The organism is Paenibacillus arenilitoris, assembly GCF_014705655.1.
Lineage (GTDB): Bacteria > Bacillota > Bacilli > Paenibacillales > Paenibacillaceae > Pristimantibacillus > Pristimantibacillus arenilitoris.
This window is the reverse complement of record NZ_JACXIY010000028.1, coordinates 61,870-78,388: the sequence shown is the minus strand read 5'-3', so window position 1 is coordinate 78,388 and position 16,519 is coordinate 61,870. Positions and strand designations below refer to the sequence as shown.

13 protein-coding genes and 1 pseudogene are annotated in these 16,519 nt (G+C 56.5%); 10 read left to right on the top strand and 4 right to left on the bottom strand.

What is annotated here, in order from left to right; genetic code table 11:
- Nucleotides 1-58 precede the first annotated feature (58 nt).
- Complete coding sequence (gene arfA, locus IDH41_RS22050) at nt 59-1,597, top strand: arabinosylfuranosidase ArfA (protein WP_317890796.1); 1,539 nt, start codon at nt 59-61, stop codon at nt 1,595-1,597.
- A 128-nt stretch (nt 1,598-1,725) separates the two neighbouring features.
- On the opposite strand, the gene IDH41_RS22045 is transcribed toward arfA, so the two are convergent.
- Entirely contained in the window at nt 1,726-2,109 is a 384-nt protein-coding gene (locus IDH41_RS22045) for a hypothetical protein (RefSeq protein WP_223829953.1), read from the bottom strand.
- Between the two features lie 387 nt (nt 2,110-2,496).
- Here IDH41_RS22045 and IDH41_RS22040 point away from each other — a divergent pair, with 387 nt between their 5' ends.
- Nucleotides 2,497-2,973, top strand: a complete 477-nt coding sequence (locus tag IDH41_RS22040; RefSeq protein ID WP_190864910.1) for a DinB family protein — start codon at nt 2,497-2,499, stop codon at nt 2,971-2,973.
- Between the two features lie 588 nt (nt 2,974-3,561).
- On the opposite strand, the gene pepT is transcribed toward IDH41_RS22040, so the two are convergent.
- Nucleotides 3,562-4,794 carry a peptidase T gene (gene pepT, locus IDH41_RS22035; RefSeq protein WP_190864908.1) on the bottom strand — a complete coding sequence of 411 codons (1,233 nt, stop codon included), beginning with the start codon at nt 4,792-4,794 and terminating at the stop codon, nt 3,562-3,564.
- A 171-nt stretch (nt 4,795-4,965) separates the two neighbouring features.
- Here pepT and IDH41_RS22030 point away from each other — a divergent pair, with 171 nt between their 5' ends.
- The 8 genes from IDH41_RS22030 (at nt 4,966) to IDH41_RS21995 (ending at nt 12,665) form a co-directional block, all read left to right on the top strand.
- A complete protein-coding gene (locus IDH41_RS22030) occupies nt 4,966-5,619 on the top strand; it encodes a response regulator (RefSeq protein WP_190864906.1) in 654 nt (217 codons plus the stop codon).
- Nucleotides 5,620-5,694: 75 nt separating this feature from the next.
- A complete protein-coding gene (locus tag IDH41_RS22025) occupies nt 5,695-6,747 on the top strand; it encodes a sensor histidine kinase (protein ID WP_190864993.1) in 1,053 nt (350 codons plus the stop codon).
- A gap of 119 nt (nt 6,748-6,866) precedes the next feature.
- A complete protein-coding gene (locus IDH41_RS22020; protein WP_190864904.1) occupies nt 6,867-7,802 on the top strand; it encodes an ABC transporter ATP-binding protein in 936 nt (311 codons plus the stop codon).
- Between the two features lie 37 nt (nt 7,803-7,839).
- Nucleotides 7,840-8,952 (top strand): ABC transporter permease, encoded by a 1,113-nt coding sequence (locus IDH41_RS22015; protein ID WP_223829961.1) that lies wholly within the window; start codon nt 7,840-7,842, stop codon nt 8,950-8,952.
- Nucleotides 8,953-10,101, top strand: coding sequence for an ABC transporter permease (locus IDH41_RS22010; protein ID WP_190864900.1), 1,149 nt, complete (start codon nt 8,953-8,955; stop codon nt 10,099-10,101).
- Between the two features lie 219 nt (nt 10,102-10,320).
- Nucleotides 10,321-10,695 carry an ArsR/SmtB family transcription factor gene (locus IDH41_RS22005; RefSeq protein WP_190864898.1) on the top strand — a complete coding sequence of 125 codons (375 nt, stop codon included), beginning with the start codon at nt 10,321-10,323 and terminating at the stop codon, nt 10,693-10,695.
- Between the two features lie 53 nt (nt 10,696-10,748).
- On the top strand, nt 10,749-11,261 hold the full coding sequence (locus tag IDH41_RS22000; protein ID WP_223829952.1) for an SRPBCC domain-containing protein: 513 nt from the start codon (nt 10,749-10,751) through the stop codon (nt 11,259-11,261).
- 174 nt (nt 11,262-11,435) lie between these two features.
- Entirely contained in the window at nt 11,436-12,665 is a 1,230-nt protein-coding gene (locus tag IDH41_RS21995; RefSeq protein ID WP_190864989.1) for an aminopeptidase, read from the top strand.
- A gap of 97 nt (nt 12,666-12,762) precedes the next feature.
- Here the strand turns inward: IDH41_RS21995 and IDH41_RS21990 are convergent, their stop codons facing one another.
- Both IDH41_RS21990 and IDH41_RS21985 read right to left on the bottom strand, forming a co-directional pair.
- A complete protein-coding gene (locus tag IDH41_RS21990) occupies nt 12,763-13,851 on the bottom strand; it encodes a nitric oxide synthase oxygenase (protein ID WP_223829951.1) in 1,089 nt (362 codons plus the stop codon).
- Between the two features lie 998 nt (nt 13,852-14,849).
- A pseudogene (locus IDH41_RS21985) lies at nt 14,850-16,469 on the bottom strand (glycoside hydrolase family 13 protein); the annotation flags it as partial.
- Between the last annotated feature and the right edge of the window lie 50 nt (nt 16,470-16,519).

Below are 16,519 nucleotides of genomic sequence, written 5' to 3'. Positions count from 1 at the left end.
ATGATCGGGCCGCAGGAAGCATACACTTTCAGAAAGTTTGTGCATAGGCGGTGAAAAAATGCCGGACTACCCTATTCACGCAGCTGGTCCGATGAAGGCCAAGATGATTCTGGATAAAAATTTGATTATCGCAAACGTCGATAAACGCATGTTCGGTTCATTTATCGAGCACCTCGGGAGAGCGATCTATGGCGGGATCTATGAGCCCGGTCACCCATCGGCAGATGAGATGGGGTTTCGCCAAGATGTCATCCATCTGGTGAAGCATTTACAAGTACCGATTGTCCGATACCCCGGAGGAAACTTCGTTTCCGGCTATAATTGGGAAGATGGGATCGGTCCCCGGGAAAGCAGGCCGCGCCGTTTGGATTTGGCTTGGAGGACCGTTGAGCCGAATGAAATCGGGACGAACGAATTCGCGGAATGGGCTAAACGAGTTAATGCCGAAGTATATATGGCCATCAATCTGGGAACCCGTGGAATCGATGCTGCGCGGAATCTGGTCGAATATTGCAATCATCCGTCCGGTTCGTATTGGAGCGACCTGAGAATTTCTCACGGTTATCAAAAACCTCACAACATCAAAACCTGGTGTCTCGGCAATGAAATGGACGGCCCGTGGCAAATCGGCGCGAAAACGGCTTACGAATACGGACGTTTGGCGACCGAAGCAGCCAAGGTTATGAAGTGGGTAGATCCCGAGATTGAATTGGTTGCTTGCGGCAGTTCCAACAGCAGCATGCCTACATTCGGCCAATGGGAAGCCACCGTGCTCGATCTGGCTTACGATCATGTAGACTATTTATCGCTACACAGCTATTATGGGAACCCGGAGAACGACTTTTCTAATTATTTGGCGAAATCGCTGGACATGGATTCTTTTATCAAAACCGTAGCATCCATTTGCGATTATATAAAAGGAAAAAAACATGGTAAAAAAACCATCCATCTTGCATTTGACGAGTGGAACGTCTGGTACCATTCCCGAGAACAAGATAAAAAAATTAAACCTTGGTCTATCGCGCCGCCACTCCTCCAAGACGTTTATAATTTTGAAGACGCTTTATTGGTCGGATGCTTGCTCATTACTTTATTAAAGCATTCGGACCGAGTGAAAATCGCCTGTCTGGCACAGCTTGTGAATGTCATTGCGCCTATTATGACCTCTGATAGAGGCACCGCTTGGGCTCAAACCATTTTTTATCCTTTCGCTCACGTTTCGCATTACGGAAGAGGGGCTGCATTGCATGCCGTGATTTCTTCCCCTGTGTATGACAGCAAGGACTTCACGGATGTTCCATATCTCGAATCGATTGCCGTCTATAACGAAGGAAATGAGGAATTGACGATATTCGCGGTGAACCGGAATCCAGCAGAGCCTCTGCTGTTTGAATGTGATATCCGCAGCTTTACAGATTATCGAATCATTCAGCATCTTGTTTTGGAGCACGAGGATATTAAAGCGGTCAACACGGCGATTTTTCCGAACAGGGTAGTTCCCCACAACGGGGGCAACGCTCAAGTGCAGGACGAAGAAGTAACCGCATTGTTGAGTAAACGGTCATGGAATGTAATTCGATTGAAGAAGTACGGGTAGTGTATCGTTATCCGAGGGAGCGTAATCACTAACAATCAAGCCTGGCCATTTCGCAAATCTGCCCGTTCGCTTAATGAAAATGGAATAGTTGCCGCTGGGCAAACCACTAAAAACACCAGTCAGACTCTTTAATTTTTTTGAAGCTGGTTTTGAATCGGAAGTACCCAGTCCGGGATTCCAGAACTTTGATATTTAATCCATCCGTTTTCAGCCTCGAGTACGAATTCACCATCCAATGAGCTGTTGTCAATGACAAGCAAATAATGGATCAAATCTAGATGTTTAAGCAGATTTTGCACGGAAGTGGCTGTCTGCATAAGTCTAGTAGCATTTCCGCCAGACAGGGTAGTTTCAATCGAAAAGTCGCGTTGATGATTAATACAATCACGGGCTAATCGTATGGCCTCCTTACCAGCAGAAACCCGTGCCTTTTCAGGCTCCATGGAATTAATACGTCTGGCTAGTGCATCCGGATCTATGTTCACTTTTTCCGCTGCCATTATTTCCGGCAAAAACATACATCATGGCTTTAGGTTCAACCATGCTCTTGGTCCTCGTCTTTCAGGAGTTCCTTTATTCCATTGAAATACTCCTTGATCATATTGCCATTCGAATCTATATATACAACGTAGGACTGGTTCGCCTTAGCGTCGAGTTTAGCTCGTTCGCCTGTAAGTTTGATTAATTTCTGCAGCTCATTTCGTTGTACCATTACAGCACCCCCATTTTCTTCAAGGATACCATGAAACAAAATTATTTTCATTCGATCATTCAAGGTCTCTGTAATTCCAATGGGAAGGATCACTCACTACGCAAATCTGCCCGTTAGCTTATTGAAGCATCGGCAATCAAACAATTTACTTTATACTCTTCAGACAAAAGGGAGAGAGTGGAAAAGGATGAGTAAGAACCGGGTAGATTTGCTCGCGCTCCAAAAATCGAATACATGGGACCAGGTGGAATGGATTGTGCCGCTTGTCGCCGCGCTGGACGGCGGCGGCAATTCGACCTGGCAGACGGTTAACCACGTCAATTACTATAACGAGCGGATGCTTAACCGACTAACGGGCAAGTCCGTCGGCTCGGGCGCAAGCAGCAACGAAGCAACGTTCGGCGAGCCTGATGCAGGGGGGGGGGACGAGCGCGAATGGCGGGAAAACGATGCTAGGACGCATGCGATTGCATCCGAGTTGAGCGCGGCGATTGCCGCCTTGACCGATGCGGATCTCGATAAGCCGTACGGCTCGTCGACGCTCGGCGAGAAGCTGGCCAGGTGGATGCTGCACGGCGCCTATTATAGCGTCCAAATCGTGCTGATCCGCAAGCAGCACGAGATCGATTATTTGAACGGCGTTTTGTTCGTCGATCGCTTTTAGGAGAAGTGGCTGTATCACGAACATACGCAGCACAAGATCGATCTCCTGCACGTTATCCGGATAACGAATCAACACCTTCCATGATTAATTCTTAGTAATCTTATATGATTTAAATCATTCGCGGTTTTTTCCTCTTTTTTTACATTTCTTTCATGTTTAGGCGAATATATAGATCAACGGATTACCGGCGTACGTATACTATCCCGAAATTAACGACATGGAGGGGTAGACGTAACGGTGAAAAAAAGAAAGCACAAGAAGCATAACTGCTGTATTCCGCCAATTAAACCGTACAAACGTTGTTTCAAAAAGTATAAGGGTACCGTCACTTACGTCACTATCAAGTATATTCCTAAAGTAAAAAAATGCACGGTTCCATTTAAGGGCTGCGAAGAGATTCCGTGCAAGGATATTCCTTGTAAACCACGGAAGCGGAAGTGCAAAGGGCGGCATAAATAAAAGACGGAAATTGCTCCGTTGGGGAGGGGAGCGGACGGTCCTTGGCCGGATGTCCGCTCCCCTATCTTTTGTGGATGAACGACGAAGATTTTTCGTTAACTTGCACGCGGAACGATTCCGCGAATTAAGCTACTTCTTATCCCCGTACAGCTTGACGATCTCGACGATCGTCAGGACGGCTTTCTCCATATTATCGACCGACACGTACTCGTAGCGGCCGTGATAGTTCTCTCCGCCGGTGAAGATGTTCGGCGTCGGCAGCCCTTTGTAGGACAGCTGGGAGCCGTCCGTGCCGCCGCGGATCGGCTCGACGACCGGCTTGATGCCGAGATTTTCCATGGCCCGGCGGGCCGTTTCCACGATGTCGATGACCGGCTCGATTTTTTCCCTCATATTGAAATATTGATCCTTCAGCGAAAGCGAGATCCGCTCCGCGCCGTACTTCGCGTTAAGCTCCTCCACGATGCGGGATAGCTCATCCTTTCTGGCGGCGAACCGCTCGCGGTCGAAGTCCCGGATAATGTAGCGCAGCCGCGTCTCCTCGACGTCCCCTTCGATTTCGATCAAATGATAGAAGCCCTCATAGCCTTCGGTATGTTCTGGCGCTTCGTTCGCGGGCAGCATGCCGTGCAGCTCCATGGCGATTTTGGCGGAATGGACCATCTTGTTCTTGGCCGTGCCCGGGTGCACGTTTTTCCCTTTGACCGTAATGGCAGCCGCCGCGGCGTTGAAGCTCTCGTATTGAAGCTCGCCGAGCGGGCCGCCGTCCATCGTATAGGCGTAATCCGCGCCGAAGGCGGCGACGTCGAACCGGTGCGCGCCGCGGCCGATTTCCTCGTCGGGGGTGAAGGCGACGCGCACATTGCCGTGCTTGATCTCCGGATGGGCGATCAGGTAGGCCATGGCGGTCATGATCTCGGCAATGCCGGCCTTATCGTCGGCGCCGAGCAGCGTCGTGCCGTCGGTCGTGATCAGCGTATGCCCCTTGTAGCCGGGAAGCGCGGGGAAGTCGCGCGCGGATAGCACGATCCGCTGCTCCTCGTTCAGGACGATGTCGTTCCCGTCGTAGTCGTCCACGACCTGCGGATTGACGCCTTCGCCGGTGAAGTCGGTGGCGGTATCCATATGGGCCAGGAAGCCGATGGTCGGGACGGCCGCGTCCGTATTGGCCGGAAGCGTCGCCATGACGTAACCGTTCTCGTCCATCGACGCCTCCCGCATCCCGATCGCCGTCAGCTCATCCACAAGCAGGCGGGCCAGGTTCAGCTGCCCCGGCGTGGAAGGGCAGGACTCGCTTGCCTCGTCGGATTGCGTGGCGACCTTGGCGTAGCGGACGAATCTTTCGATGATTTCCTGTTTCATGATCTATGGTCAACTCCTCTTCGTCCTTTTTGTCCCTTCTATCTTAGGGTATAACCTTCCCGCTAGCAACTTATGCGGACGATCGACCGGCTGCTTCGAACATCGGATTTCCGCCGTTGTGCATCTCCCGTCGCAATTGTATAGTAGGAGTGAATAGGAGCGTGAGATGCCGTGAAGATCAAGGTCATTATTGCCGACGACAATTCCTTCGTCCGCGAAGGGATGAAGATTATACTCGGGACGTTCCCGGAGTTCGAGGTGCTGGCGACCGTCGAGGATGGGCGGGCGGCGGTGGAGTTCTGCCGCAGCAACGAGGTGGACGTGGCGCTGCTCGACATCCAGATGCCGAACATGAACGGAGTGGAGGCGACCCGGCTGCTCGCGGAGGAGACGGCGACGAAGCCGCTCATTCTGACGACGTTCGACGACGACCGCTTCATCCAGGACGCGATCGCGTACGGGGCGAAAGGCTATTTGCTCAAAAACAACGATCCGGACCGGATTCGCGACGCGATCCGAACGGTCCATAACGGCCATCACGTCCTGCAGGACGTCGTGCTCGACAAGCTGAAGCCGGGGCTGGCCCAGCCGAAGGAGGGGCAGGCGGCGGAGGCGGGCGGCAAGATCGACCGGTCGCTGTTCACGGAACGGGAGCTGGACGTCATGGCGCTCATCGGCAAGGGGTTGTCCAACCGGGAAATATCGGGCAAGCTCTATTTGTCGGAGGGGACCGTCGCTAACCATATTACGTCGATCCTGAGCAAAACCGGGCTGTCGCACCGCACCCAGATCGCGATCTATTATTTGACGGGAGAAGTCAACTAAGTGGTCGCGCGCGGATTAAAAGCGGAGCTTTGGACGATCGGCTGCAAAGCGCTTCTGTTAACGTACGTCTCGGTCATGGCCTACCTCGCGCCTCAGGCCGTTCCGGCGTGGTACACGACTCTTCTTTTACTGTATATTTGCTTCAATCTATCCGCCTACTTGCTGCAGGAGAGCGGGCTGAAGCCGCTGTTTCCGGCGTTGTCGGCCCTTTTCATCGGCATCGTCGCCTATGGCGGCTACCCGTTGTTCGCGCTGCTGCTCCCCATGAATTTGTACGAGCTTGCTTCCTCCTTCTTGAGGAACAAATGGCCGATCTTTCTTGCCATGCTCGTTCCGCTGCCCTTTCTTCCTCCGGATCATATGGCCTTATACGGATTTATCGCGACGTTTTGTTTTCTGTACAACGCGATGCTCGCGGATTATGCGGGCAAGCTCGCGGCCAGCAGAGATGCGGGGGAGGCGATGCGCGCCGACGTGCACCGGCTGACGAAGAGCTTAAGCGAGAACAACGAATATATCCGGCAGTCCGAATATACGTTCAAGCTGGAGGAGCGGAGCCGGCTCTCGCAAGAAATTCACGACAAGATCGGCCATTCCATGACCGGCGCGCTCATTCAGATGGAGGCGGCCAAGCGGCTCATGGCCTCGGATCCGGACAAGTCTTCCGAGCTGCTGCAGAATGCGATCCGCATTTCGAAGGACGGCATCGAGAGCATCCGGCTCGTGCTCAAAGACATGAAGCCGCTGACGGAGCAGCTGGGCGTGGGCCGGATGAGATTGTTCATCGACGAGTTCGCCGCGTCGCACCCGGTCCAGGCCTCGCTCACCTACGACGGCGATCTCGACCGGATAACGCCGCTTCATTGGAAAATCATTCAGCAGAACGTGACCGAAGCGCTCACCAACGCGATGAAATACGCGAGGGCCTCGGCCGTCTCGGTCCATATTCAGGTGCTGAACGGCTATATCAAGGCGACCGTCACGGATAACGGCGTCGGCTCGCCGAAGGTCATTAAGGGTCTCGGCCTGATCGGCATGGAGGAGAGAACGGCGGCCGTGAACGGCACCGTCGTCGTCGACGGCTCTCGCGGCTTCACGGTTACGACGCTCATGCCGTACGCGACGTGAAAAACCGGGGAAGCCCGGCATGAAATTTCTCATGGTCAAAGGATGAACTTGTGCACTACGCAGGTTCATCTTTTTTTCGTACGATGGTTGTAGATCGAAACGAAACGGGAGGATGAGGAATGAACGTACTTCAAATCAATCAGCTTACGAAAAAATTCGGCGATTTCGTCGCGGTGGACCGCTTGTCGCTCACGATCAAGGAAGGCGAGATTTTCGGACTGCTCGGCGCGAACGGCGCCGGCAAAAGCACGGTCATTAACATGGTGGCCTCGCTACTGCGGGTCACGGGCGGCGAAATCGAGCTGCTCGGCAAAAATATCGCGAAGCACACCAAGTTCGCCAAATCTAATATCGGAATCGTGCCGCAGGAGCTGGCGATTTACGAGGACATGACGGCCTGCGAGAACGTCAAGTTTTTTGCCGGACTGTACGGATTAAGAGGGAAGGAGCTGCGAAGCCGGGCCGAGGAAGCGCTGGCTTTCACCGGGCTCAGCGACAAGCGCGACAGCTACCCGAGGTCGTTCTCCGGGGGCATGAAACGGCGCCTCAACATCGCTTGCGCGATCGCCCATCGGCCGAAGCTGATCATTATGGACGAACCGACGGTCGGCATCGACCCGCAGTCCCGCAATTACATTTTGAATTCCGTGAAGAAGCTGAACGAGATGGGCAGCACGATCATTTACACGAGCCACTACATGGAGGAAGTGGAGGAGCTGTGCACGCGGATCGCGATTATCGACCACGGCAAGATCATTGCCGAAGGAACGAAAGCGCAGCTGAAGGCGATCATTACGAACCAGAAGGATATCGGCATCGAGCTGCGATCGGCCGAAGGGCTGCAGGCGGAGAAGCTGAAGCGGATCGCGGGCGTCAATACGGTCATGCTGGAAGGCAACGTGCTCAGCATCGGTTCGGACGCGGAAGTAAACAACTTGAGCAGCATCTTGCAGGAGCTGATGGCGAGCGGCATGGAGATTCGCTCGATGGCGGCGAACGAGCCGAACCTGGAGACGGTGTTCCTGACGCTGACCGGACGCAGCCTGCGGGATTAATGAAGCGAAGCGCTAGAAGGGGGCGGTAAGATTGAATATGTGGCGAATTGCAATCAAGGAATGGGCGACGCTTCGCGACGTTAAAATGATCATCATGATGCTGGCGACGCCGGTCTTGCTTATTTTGATCATGGGCACGGCCTTTACGAACAGCTTCAACGGCAGCGCGACCGTCGGGGAAATCCGGGTGCTCTACGAAGCGCCGGACGGAGAAGGCGCGCTGGCCGAAGCCTGGGGACGATTCATCCGGGACGCGGAAGCGGGCGGTGTCCGCTTCGAGCGGGGATCCGGCGCGGAGGACGGCAAGCTCGGCGTGCAAAATAAAGCGTACACCGGCTACGTCGAAGTAACCGAAGCGGGTCTGCGCTATTACGGCAACAACCGCAGCGGCATCGAGGATGGCATCGTGCAGGGGTTGCTCGCGGCGTTCGCGGACCGCTACAAGCTGGCCGCCGAGGCGGCGAAGGATCCGTCCGGCCCGCAAATTCCGGCATGGCCCGGCGGCGCCGGCGCCGATTACGTGCAGGAGACGGCGATTGACGCGCCGATGCAGCCGAGAGCGATCGATTATTACGCGATCGCGATGACGACGCTGATCGTCATGTACATCGCATTATCGGCGGGACTGTTCATCGAAGACGAACGGAAACGAAATACGGCCGTTCGCCTGCTCGCGGCGCCGATTTCGAAGATGGACATCTTCGCGGGCAAAATACTCGGCATGCTGCTCGCGAATACGGCATCGATTATCGCGGTCGTCCTGATCAGCAAGTACATGTTCGGAGCGAACTGGGGCGACAACTTGTGGATGGTGTTCCTGGTGCTGACGACGCAGATCGCATTCGCGCTCAGCCTGGGGATCGGCGTCAGCTATATGCTGAAAAGCAGCGCAGCGGGAGCGGTTACGATGACGATCATCCAGCTGGTCGCTTTATTCGGGGGGTCTTACCATCGAATCGCCGACGACGGCACATGGTTCAGCGAAGTCGCCCGCTATTCGCCGCTTCGCTGGACCAATGACGGGCTCGTGCATTTGATTTACTCGGACAGCTATGCGACGGCGTCGATCGCGATGCTGATCAATATCGGATTTTCCGTATTGCTGCTGGCGGTCGCCGTCGCAGCGTTGCGGAGACGGGAGGGATTGTAAGTGACGGATACGATATGGTTAATCCGCAAGACGCTGCTGAATACGTTCAGAAACTATAAAAACGTGCTGATGTATATCGTGCTGCCCATCCTTGGCATCGTGCTCTCCATGCTCATTAACGGCGGCGCGGGAGATGCTGCGCTGAAGATCGGGATCGTCAATCAGGACGGAGACGAGGCGGTTACCCGGGACGCGGCCTTGTTCGTGAGCGGGCTTGCGCATATGGAGGCGACGGAGACGAGCGAGGCGGAAGCAAGCGAGCTGGTCGCCTCGGGCAAGCTCGATGCGGCGGTCATCTTCCCGCAAGGTTTCGCGGACGGCTTGAAGAAGGGCGAGCCCGAGGCCGTCCGGATCGCGGCGGTGAAGGACTCGCAGGTTGCGCCTTACGTCACGATGTATTTGAATCCGTACGTGGGCAATCTCGCCTCCATCGGCCAGGCGGCAAGCGGAGACGACGCGGCGTTCGATGCGCTCTATGCCGGCTACCGGGAGGCGGATTTCCGCTACGAGGCAAGCGAGGTCGAGGACCTTGCGACCGATTATTCGACGGCCAACCGGAGCATGGGCTATCTGATCGTCTTCATGATGTTCTCCGCCATCAGCCTGTCCGGCATCATGATCAAGGAGAGGGAGAACCGGACCTATTACCGCATACAATCCACTCCGGTCTCGGCAAGGGCGTACGTCATATCGAACGTTATCGTCAATATCGTCATGCTGATGATCCAAAGCGCGGTTACGTTGCTCGTTATGGTATGGCTGTTCAAAATCGATACGGGCATTCCGCTGTGGCAAATGCTGGTCTACCTGCTGCTGTTCGCCCTGGTGGCCGTCAGCCTGTCCCTAGTCATCGTCGCATTCTCCAGCAGCTCGATGTTTGCCAACACGCTGCAAAGCACCCTTATTATCCCGACTTGTCTGCTGGCCGGATGCATGTTCCCGATCGAGCTCATGCCGGAGACGTTCCATTTGATCGCCGACTTCCTGCCCCAGCATTGGCTGCTCGACGCGTTCGGCAAGCTGCAGCAGGGCGAAGGGATCGCCGGCATTGTCCGGAACCTGTCGACGCTGCTTGCGTTCGCGCTGACGCTGACGTTGATCGCAATTTACAAGTTCGGAAGAAACAAGGACACGAGAAGCTATTATTAATAGCTTCTCGGGGCGAGGCGCCCTCTTCGGGGGCGTTCTTTTCTTTGCCCGGAAAGTTTTTTTGAATATTCATTGACAGGAATATTCTCTAAGTGGTATATTGTAGTCAAGGATACGGTACGATCTACGAAACGAGGTGATTCGAGATGAGTAATTCCGCAACAAATGGCTGCGCCGTATTCCAAGGAGCAACGGATTTGTTAGAGGAGCTTACGAGCGATGGACGCCGCGACGTTTAGCGCGCTGGCCGAGCAGAACCGCTTGCGGATCGTCGAGCTGCTGCTGGATGGACCGCTTACCGTCGGAGAAATCGCCGACCGCCTCGGTCTCCGCCAGCCGCAGGCATCGAAGCACCTGAAGGTGTTGCTCGAGGCGGGACTGGTCGAAGTGCACGCGGACGCCAACCGGCGCCATTACAAGCTGCTGCTCGAGCCGCTTCGGGCACTGGACGGCTGGCTTGAAACGTTCCGCCACTTGTGGAACGTACGGTTCGATAACTTGGAGAATTACCTGCAAAACCTGAAACGGCAAAACCAGCAGGACGGACATGACGGACATGACGGACAGGAAGGGCAAGATCGGGAACGGGATTAACCTTATCGTTTTTCAATTACAAATTATAAACCATTATTAGGAGGAATTTAATTATGGCAAGCCAGATGATTACGAAGGTAGACGGAAATGTCATTACGCTGGAGCGGGTGTTCGATGCGCCGCGGGAGCTCGTGTTCAAGGTGTTCTCCGATGCCGAGCATTTGAAGAAGTGGTGGGGACCGCGCGGCTGGGAAGTTACCGTATCGAACATGGATTTTCGTCCGGGCGGCTTCTGGCACTACTGCATGAAGTGCGTCGACAAGAACCAGGGGGATTTTTTCGGCTACGAATCGTGGGGCAAGTCGGTCTATCAAGAGATCGACCAGCCGAATCAAATCGTCTACACCGACTATTTCTCGGATGCCGAAGGGACGGAATCGGACGAGATGCCTGCGACCGAAGTGACGATGTCCTTCATCGAGGAGGACGGCAAGACGAAGATCGTCAACCGCGGCGTGTACGTTTCCGAAGAAGCGCTCAAATCCGTCATCGAGATGGGGATGGAGCAAGGGATTGCCGAAACTTGGGACCGTCTTGGCGAGTACCTGCAGGCGCAGCAGCAATAAGCGCATACGAATGGAGACGAAGGCCTTCCGGCAGCGGAAGGTCTTTTTCGTATATTCGGGTCAGCCGGATCGCAGGCCGATCGGACCATCAATCTGCTACGCTCATTTCATGAAAGCGGCCATCGGTGGTACACTGGTACGGTACCGTTTAAACCGGAATGGAGGCATGGAATGATGGACGGATTTAAGGAACTGCTGGCGAAATACGCGAATCTGGTCGTCAAAGTCGGCGTTAACGTGCAGCCCGGACAGGTGCTGACCGTGCACTCGCCGCTGGAATTGGCGGAATTCACCCGTCTCGTCGTGGCCAAGGCGTACGAAGCGGGCGCCAAGCTGGTGCTGGTCGATTGGGAGGACGAAGCGGTTACGCGCATTCGGTTCGAGAAGGCGCCGGAGGATTCCTTCGGCTATTATCCGCAGTGGCAGGCCGACGCGCTGGAGCGGATGGCCGAAGAGGGCGGCGCGATTTTGCATATCAAAGTGCCGGATCCCGCGCTGTTCGAAGGCATCGATTCGAAGAAGGTCGCGACAGCGGTGAAGGCGGCCGCCGTCGCCCGCAAAAACTATCAGGCGTATACCCGCAACCACCGCATCAGCTGGTCGCTGATCAAAGCGCCGACGCGTGCGTGGGCGGATAAAGTATTCGCCGATCTGCCCGAAGAGCGCCGCGCGGACGCGATGTGGGAAGCGGTGTTCCGGATGAACCGGGTGCACGCCGACGACCCCGTCCAGGCTTGGCGGGATCATATCGCGCATCTGAAAAAAGCGCAAGAGCGGATGAACGCCAAGCGGTACCGCAGCTTGCATTACCGCGCGCCGGGCACCGATCTCCGCGTGGAGCTGCCGGAAGGCCATCTGTGGCGCGGCGGCGGCGGAGAGAACGAGCGGGGCGTTTATTTCGTCCCCAATATGCCGACGGAAGAGGTCTACTCGATGCCCCGCCGCGAAGGGGTGAACGGGACGGTGTCCAGCACGATGCCGCTTAACCTGAACGGACGGCTCGTCGAAGGCCTCAAGCTTACGTTCAAGGACGGCAAGGTTGTCGAATACGACGCGGCTTCGGGCCGTGAGCATATGACCTCGCTGCTGGAGACGGACGAAGGCGCATCCTATTTGGGCGAGGTGGCGCTGGTTCCGCATGATTCGCCGATCTCGCGCATGAAGCGGATTTTCTACAATACGGGCATCGACGAGAACGCTTCCTGCCATCTGGCGCTCGGCAGCGCGTATCCCTCCAACCTGGAGGGCGGGACGAAGCTGGGGCAGGACGAGCTGCTCGCACGCGGCGCCAATGTCAGCCTGACTCATGTCGATTTCATGATCGGCTCCGCCGAGCTGGACATTGACGGCGAATTGCCGGACGGTACGATCGAGCCCGTCTTTCGGGCAGGGAACTGGGCATAGCCTTGAGGTTCGTTCGGCCTAACAAAGCGACGCAAAAACGGTGGTCGTCTTCTTGCGTTCTTGCGCAAGGAAACCGAATCTCGGTTTCCTTGTACGGTCATTCAAAGGGCGGTTCCTGGTAAAAGAAATTGGGGCGGGCCCGCGCGTCGTCGTAGGATTTATGGAAAATGTGCGTGGCAGCGGGAGAGACGGGCGGAATCAGCCAGGACCAGTCGCCGGTTACTTGGCGTCCGCATGCCGCCTCCTTCTCTTCGAACCGCCCGAATTGCGCGGCCGCCGTATGATGGTCGACGATGCTGACGCCGGCCGTTTTGAACGAATGCAGCACCGCGATGTTCAGCTCGATCAGCGCCCGGTCTTTCCAAAGCGTCGCATTGCTGCGCGAATCGAGCCCGAGAAGGGCGGCGGTCCGCGGGAGCAGGTTATAGCGGTCCTGGTCGGCCAAGTTCCGCGCGCCGATCTCCGTTCCCATGTACCAGCCGTTGAACGGCGCGGCCGTGTACGCAATGCCTCCGATTTCAAGCCGCATATCCGCGATGATCGGAACGGCGTACCATTTGAGCCGGAGCTCGTCCAGGGCAGGATGGCTCGGATGGGAAATGGGCACCTCGAGCACGAGCTCCTCCGGGATATCAAACCATTTCGGCTTGCGGGATCCGTGCTGTATGACGAGCGGCAATACATCGAAAGGGGTGCCCGGTCCGGACCATCCCATCTCCATGCATGCTTTCGTAAAGGATACGGATGCCGGGTCTCCGATGATGCCGTGTTCCGTTTCGTATCCGGCGTAGCGGATCAGCTGATGATTCCAGATGCGAACCTGCTGCCGCTGCCGGACGGCCGGCTTCAGCACCGTAATGGTCGGTTTGACGGCGCCGTTGTTCGTTGCCGTTCGGATGTGGCGCAGGAGGGCGCCGCAGATGTCCTCTTCCGTCGCAAGATGCCTGGCGTCGATGACGTCCAGCGATTGCCAGAATAATCTCCCGATGCAGCGATTGCTGTTTCTCCATGCCATTTTTGCCCCGTAAGTCAGTTCTTCCTCCGTATGCTCATAATAGCCGGATTGCTCGATGTCGGCTTGAATTTGCCTCAGTCTGCCCTCGATAAGTTCCGCCTTGCCTGTTTCCGTATAGCAAGTTTCTATGAATGCTCTCGCTTCGTGGTAAAGTGCCTGTGCCGTATGCAAGCTTATCCCTCTTTTAACAGAAGTTTTGTAGTTGTGCTTAGTATAACCGACGGGCGGGGCCATCGTGTCGCTGTTCAACATTCCGACACAGGAGATGTGGACAAAATAAGGCGGTCACAGGGCGAACGCGAGGCATGCGAGGCTGCTTCGGTTCGTCATTCTTAGCTAGCGGAGGTTGCCGTTCAGCGTTTGGGATTCGGGAGGCAGTTGGAATGGAATAGGTTAGTGTAGAGGCGGATCGAGCGGAAGTTGGGGGAATTGGAGGGCTGCTGGAGCGGTGTTGCTATAACCAGTCGATAGGCCGCGCATCCGACTTGCCCGGGCAATGGCTAGTATCAAAAATTGAAAATATTCTGCGAGTTCCTCCTCTTGGCTTTCGAATAGTCTCAATATTTGAAACTGTTCACGCCTAACCTGTCGCTCACCACCTGATATCCATTGATTTATTTCAAAATTTGAGACTATAACCGATTTTGATAGCTCCCGAAGTCGATTAGTTTCAAATTTTGATACTATATGCCCCGGAAAAAAGGGCGGCCCCGCAGGAGGGCCGCCCTTATGAGCGCTTAAGCGATAACTTGCTGCAGCACGACGAAGCCGTATGCCGGCAGCGCGATCAGCAACTCGCCTGCGGAATCGCTCGTCAGCGTCGCGCCGTCGACGCCGCCGCTTGCGAGCAGCGGCGACCAGGACGAGACGCCGCCCATCGGCGCCGCCGCCACAGGAGCAGCCGGGGCAATGGCCGATGCTGAACCGGCCGCTGTCGCAGAGGCAGCCGCGGTTGCGGCAGCGACAACCGAACCGGCGTCTGACGCATCGGCCTCAGCAGCGGCGCCTGTCGTAGGGACTGCCGCGGCTTCGGCGCGATCAGCGGAACCTGCGCCTGCCGCATCGCCTGCCGGTCCGCCTGCGCCGTCGCCGGCTGCGGCGAAGCCCGCGAAGCCGACCGCGTGCGGCGCGCCTTCGTCCGCCGCAGGCGCCGCGTCGACGGCGAAGCGGAGCTCCGCCGCTTCGCCGCGCGCGTTCAGCGCGACGAGCAGCCGCTGGCCGCCGCCGCGCCGCTCGTACGCGAGCGTGCCGTCCGCCTCGCCGACGTGCACGAAGCGGATATCCGCGCTGCGCAGCGCGCGGTTGCCATGGCGAAGCGCGATCGCTGCCGTGTAGAACTGCAGCAGCTCCGCATTTTGCTCCGCCGGGTCCCACACCATGCACTTGCGGCAGCCCGGATCGCCGCCGCCGTCCAGGCCGACTTCGTCGCCGTAATAAATGCACGGCGTTCCCGGATAAGTGAGCTGGAACAGCGAGGCCAGCTTCATCGCGTCGGCATTGCCGCCGCAAATCGTCAGCAGGCGCGGCGTATCGTGGCTGTCCAGCAGGTTGAACGCCGATTCCGTCACCTGCTGGGGATAGGCGGCAAGCTGCGCGCCGATCGCGTCGGCGAACGCCTGCGCGCCGATCTTCCGATAGGCGAAGAAGTCGAGCACCGCGTTCGTGAACGGGTAGTTCATGACCGCGTCGAACTGATCGCCCTGCAGCCACATCATCGAATCATGCCAAATTTCGCCGAGAATGTACGCCTCGGGATTGACGGCCTTCACCGTCTGCCGGAATTCGCGCCAAAACTGGTGATCGACCTCGTTGGCGACGTCAAGCCGCCAGCCGTCGATGCCGATCTCCTCGATCCAGTAGCGGGCGACCTCAAGCAAATACTGCTTCACTTCGGGGTGCTCCGTATTCAGCTTCGGCATGAGGGGCTCGAACGCGAACGTCTCGTAGCTAGGCACGCCGTCCACGACCTGAAGCGGCCATTCCCGGACGTGGAACCAGTCCGCATACTTCGATTGGCGGCCGTTCTTCTGCGCGTCGACGAACGGCGGGAACGTACGGCCCGAATGGTTGAACACCGCATCGAGCAGGACGCGGATGCCGCGGGCGTGGCAGGCGTCCACCAGCTCCTTCAGCTTCTCGTTCGTGCCGAAATGCGGATCGACCTTCATGTAATCCTGCGTATCGTATTTATGGTTCGTCGTCGCTTCGAAGATCGGCGTAAAGTACACCGCGTTAATGCCGAGCGAAGCGATATGGTCGAGATGGTCGAGGACGCCCTGCAGGTCGCCGCCGAAGAAGTTTCGCGGCGTCGGCTCGCCGCCCCAAGGCTCCACGTTCTCGGGGTTAATCGACGGATCGCCGTTCGCGAACCGCTCGGGGAAGATTTGATAGAAGACGGCATCCTTCACCCAAGCCGGCGGCTCGAAGACGTCGACGGGGTTCAGGTAAGGGAAGTCGAAGAACGAATTCGGATTGTCCGGCAGCTCCGGGACGAAGCCTTGCTCCGTCATGTACAGCGTCTCCTCGCCGCTGGTCAGACGGAACGCGTAGCGCAGCCTGCGGAAGGGCGGGATCACCGTCGTCTCCCAGTAATCGAACAGGGCGTCGGATGCAAAAATGCGCATGGGCGCGGTCGTGACCGTCTGCGCCCACGCGTATTTGTCGCCGACGACGGCCTCTACGGTTAACGCGTCGCCTTTTTTCGCGCGCAGACGGAGGTGCAGCGTCTTGCCGTCGTAGGCGTACGCCCAGTTCTGCTTCGGCCTGTGATAAATCGCTTCTAATAACATCGGATGATCGCTCCTTCTGGACATATGATGGAATTGCGTAAAAACAAGAA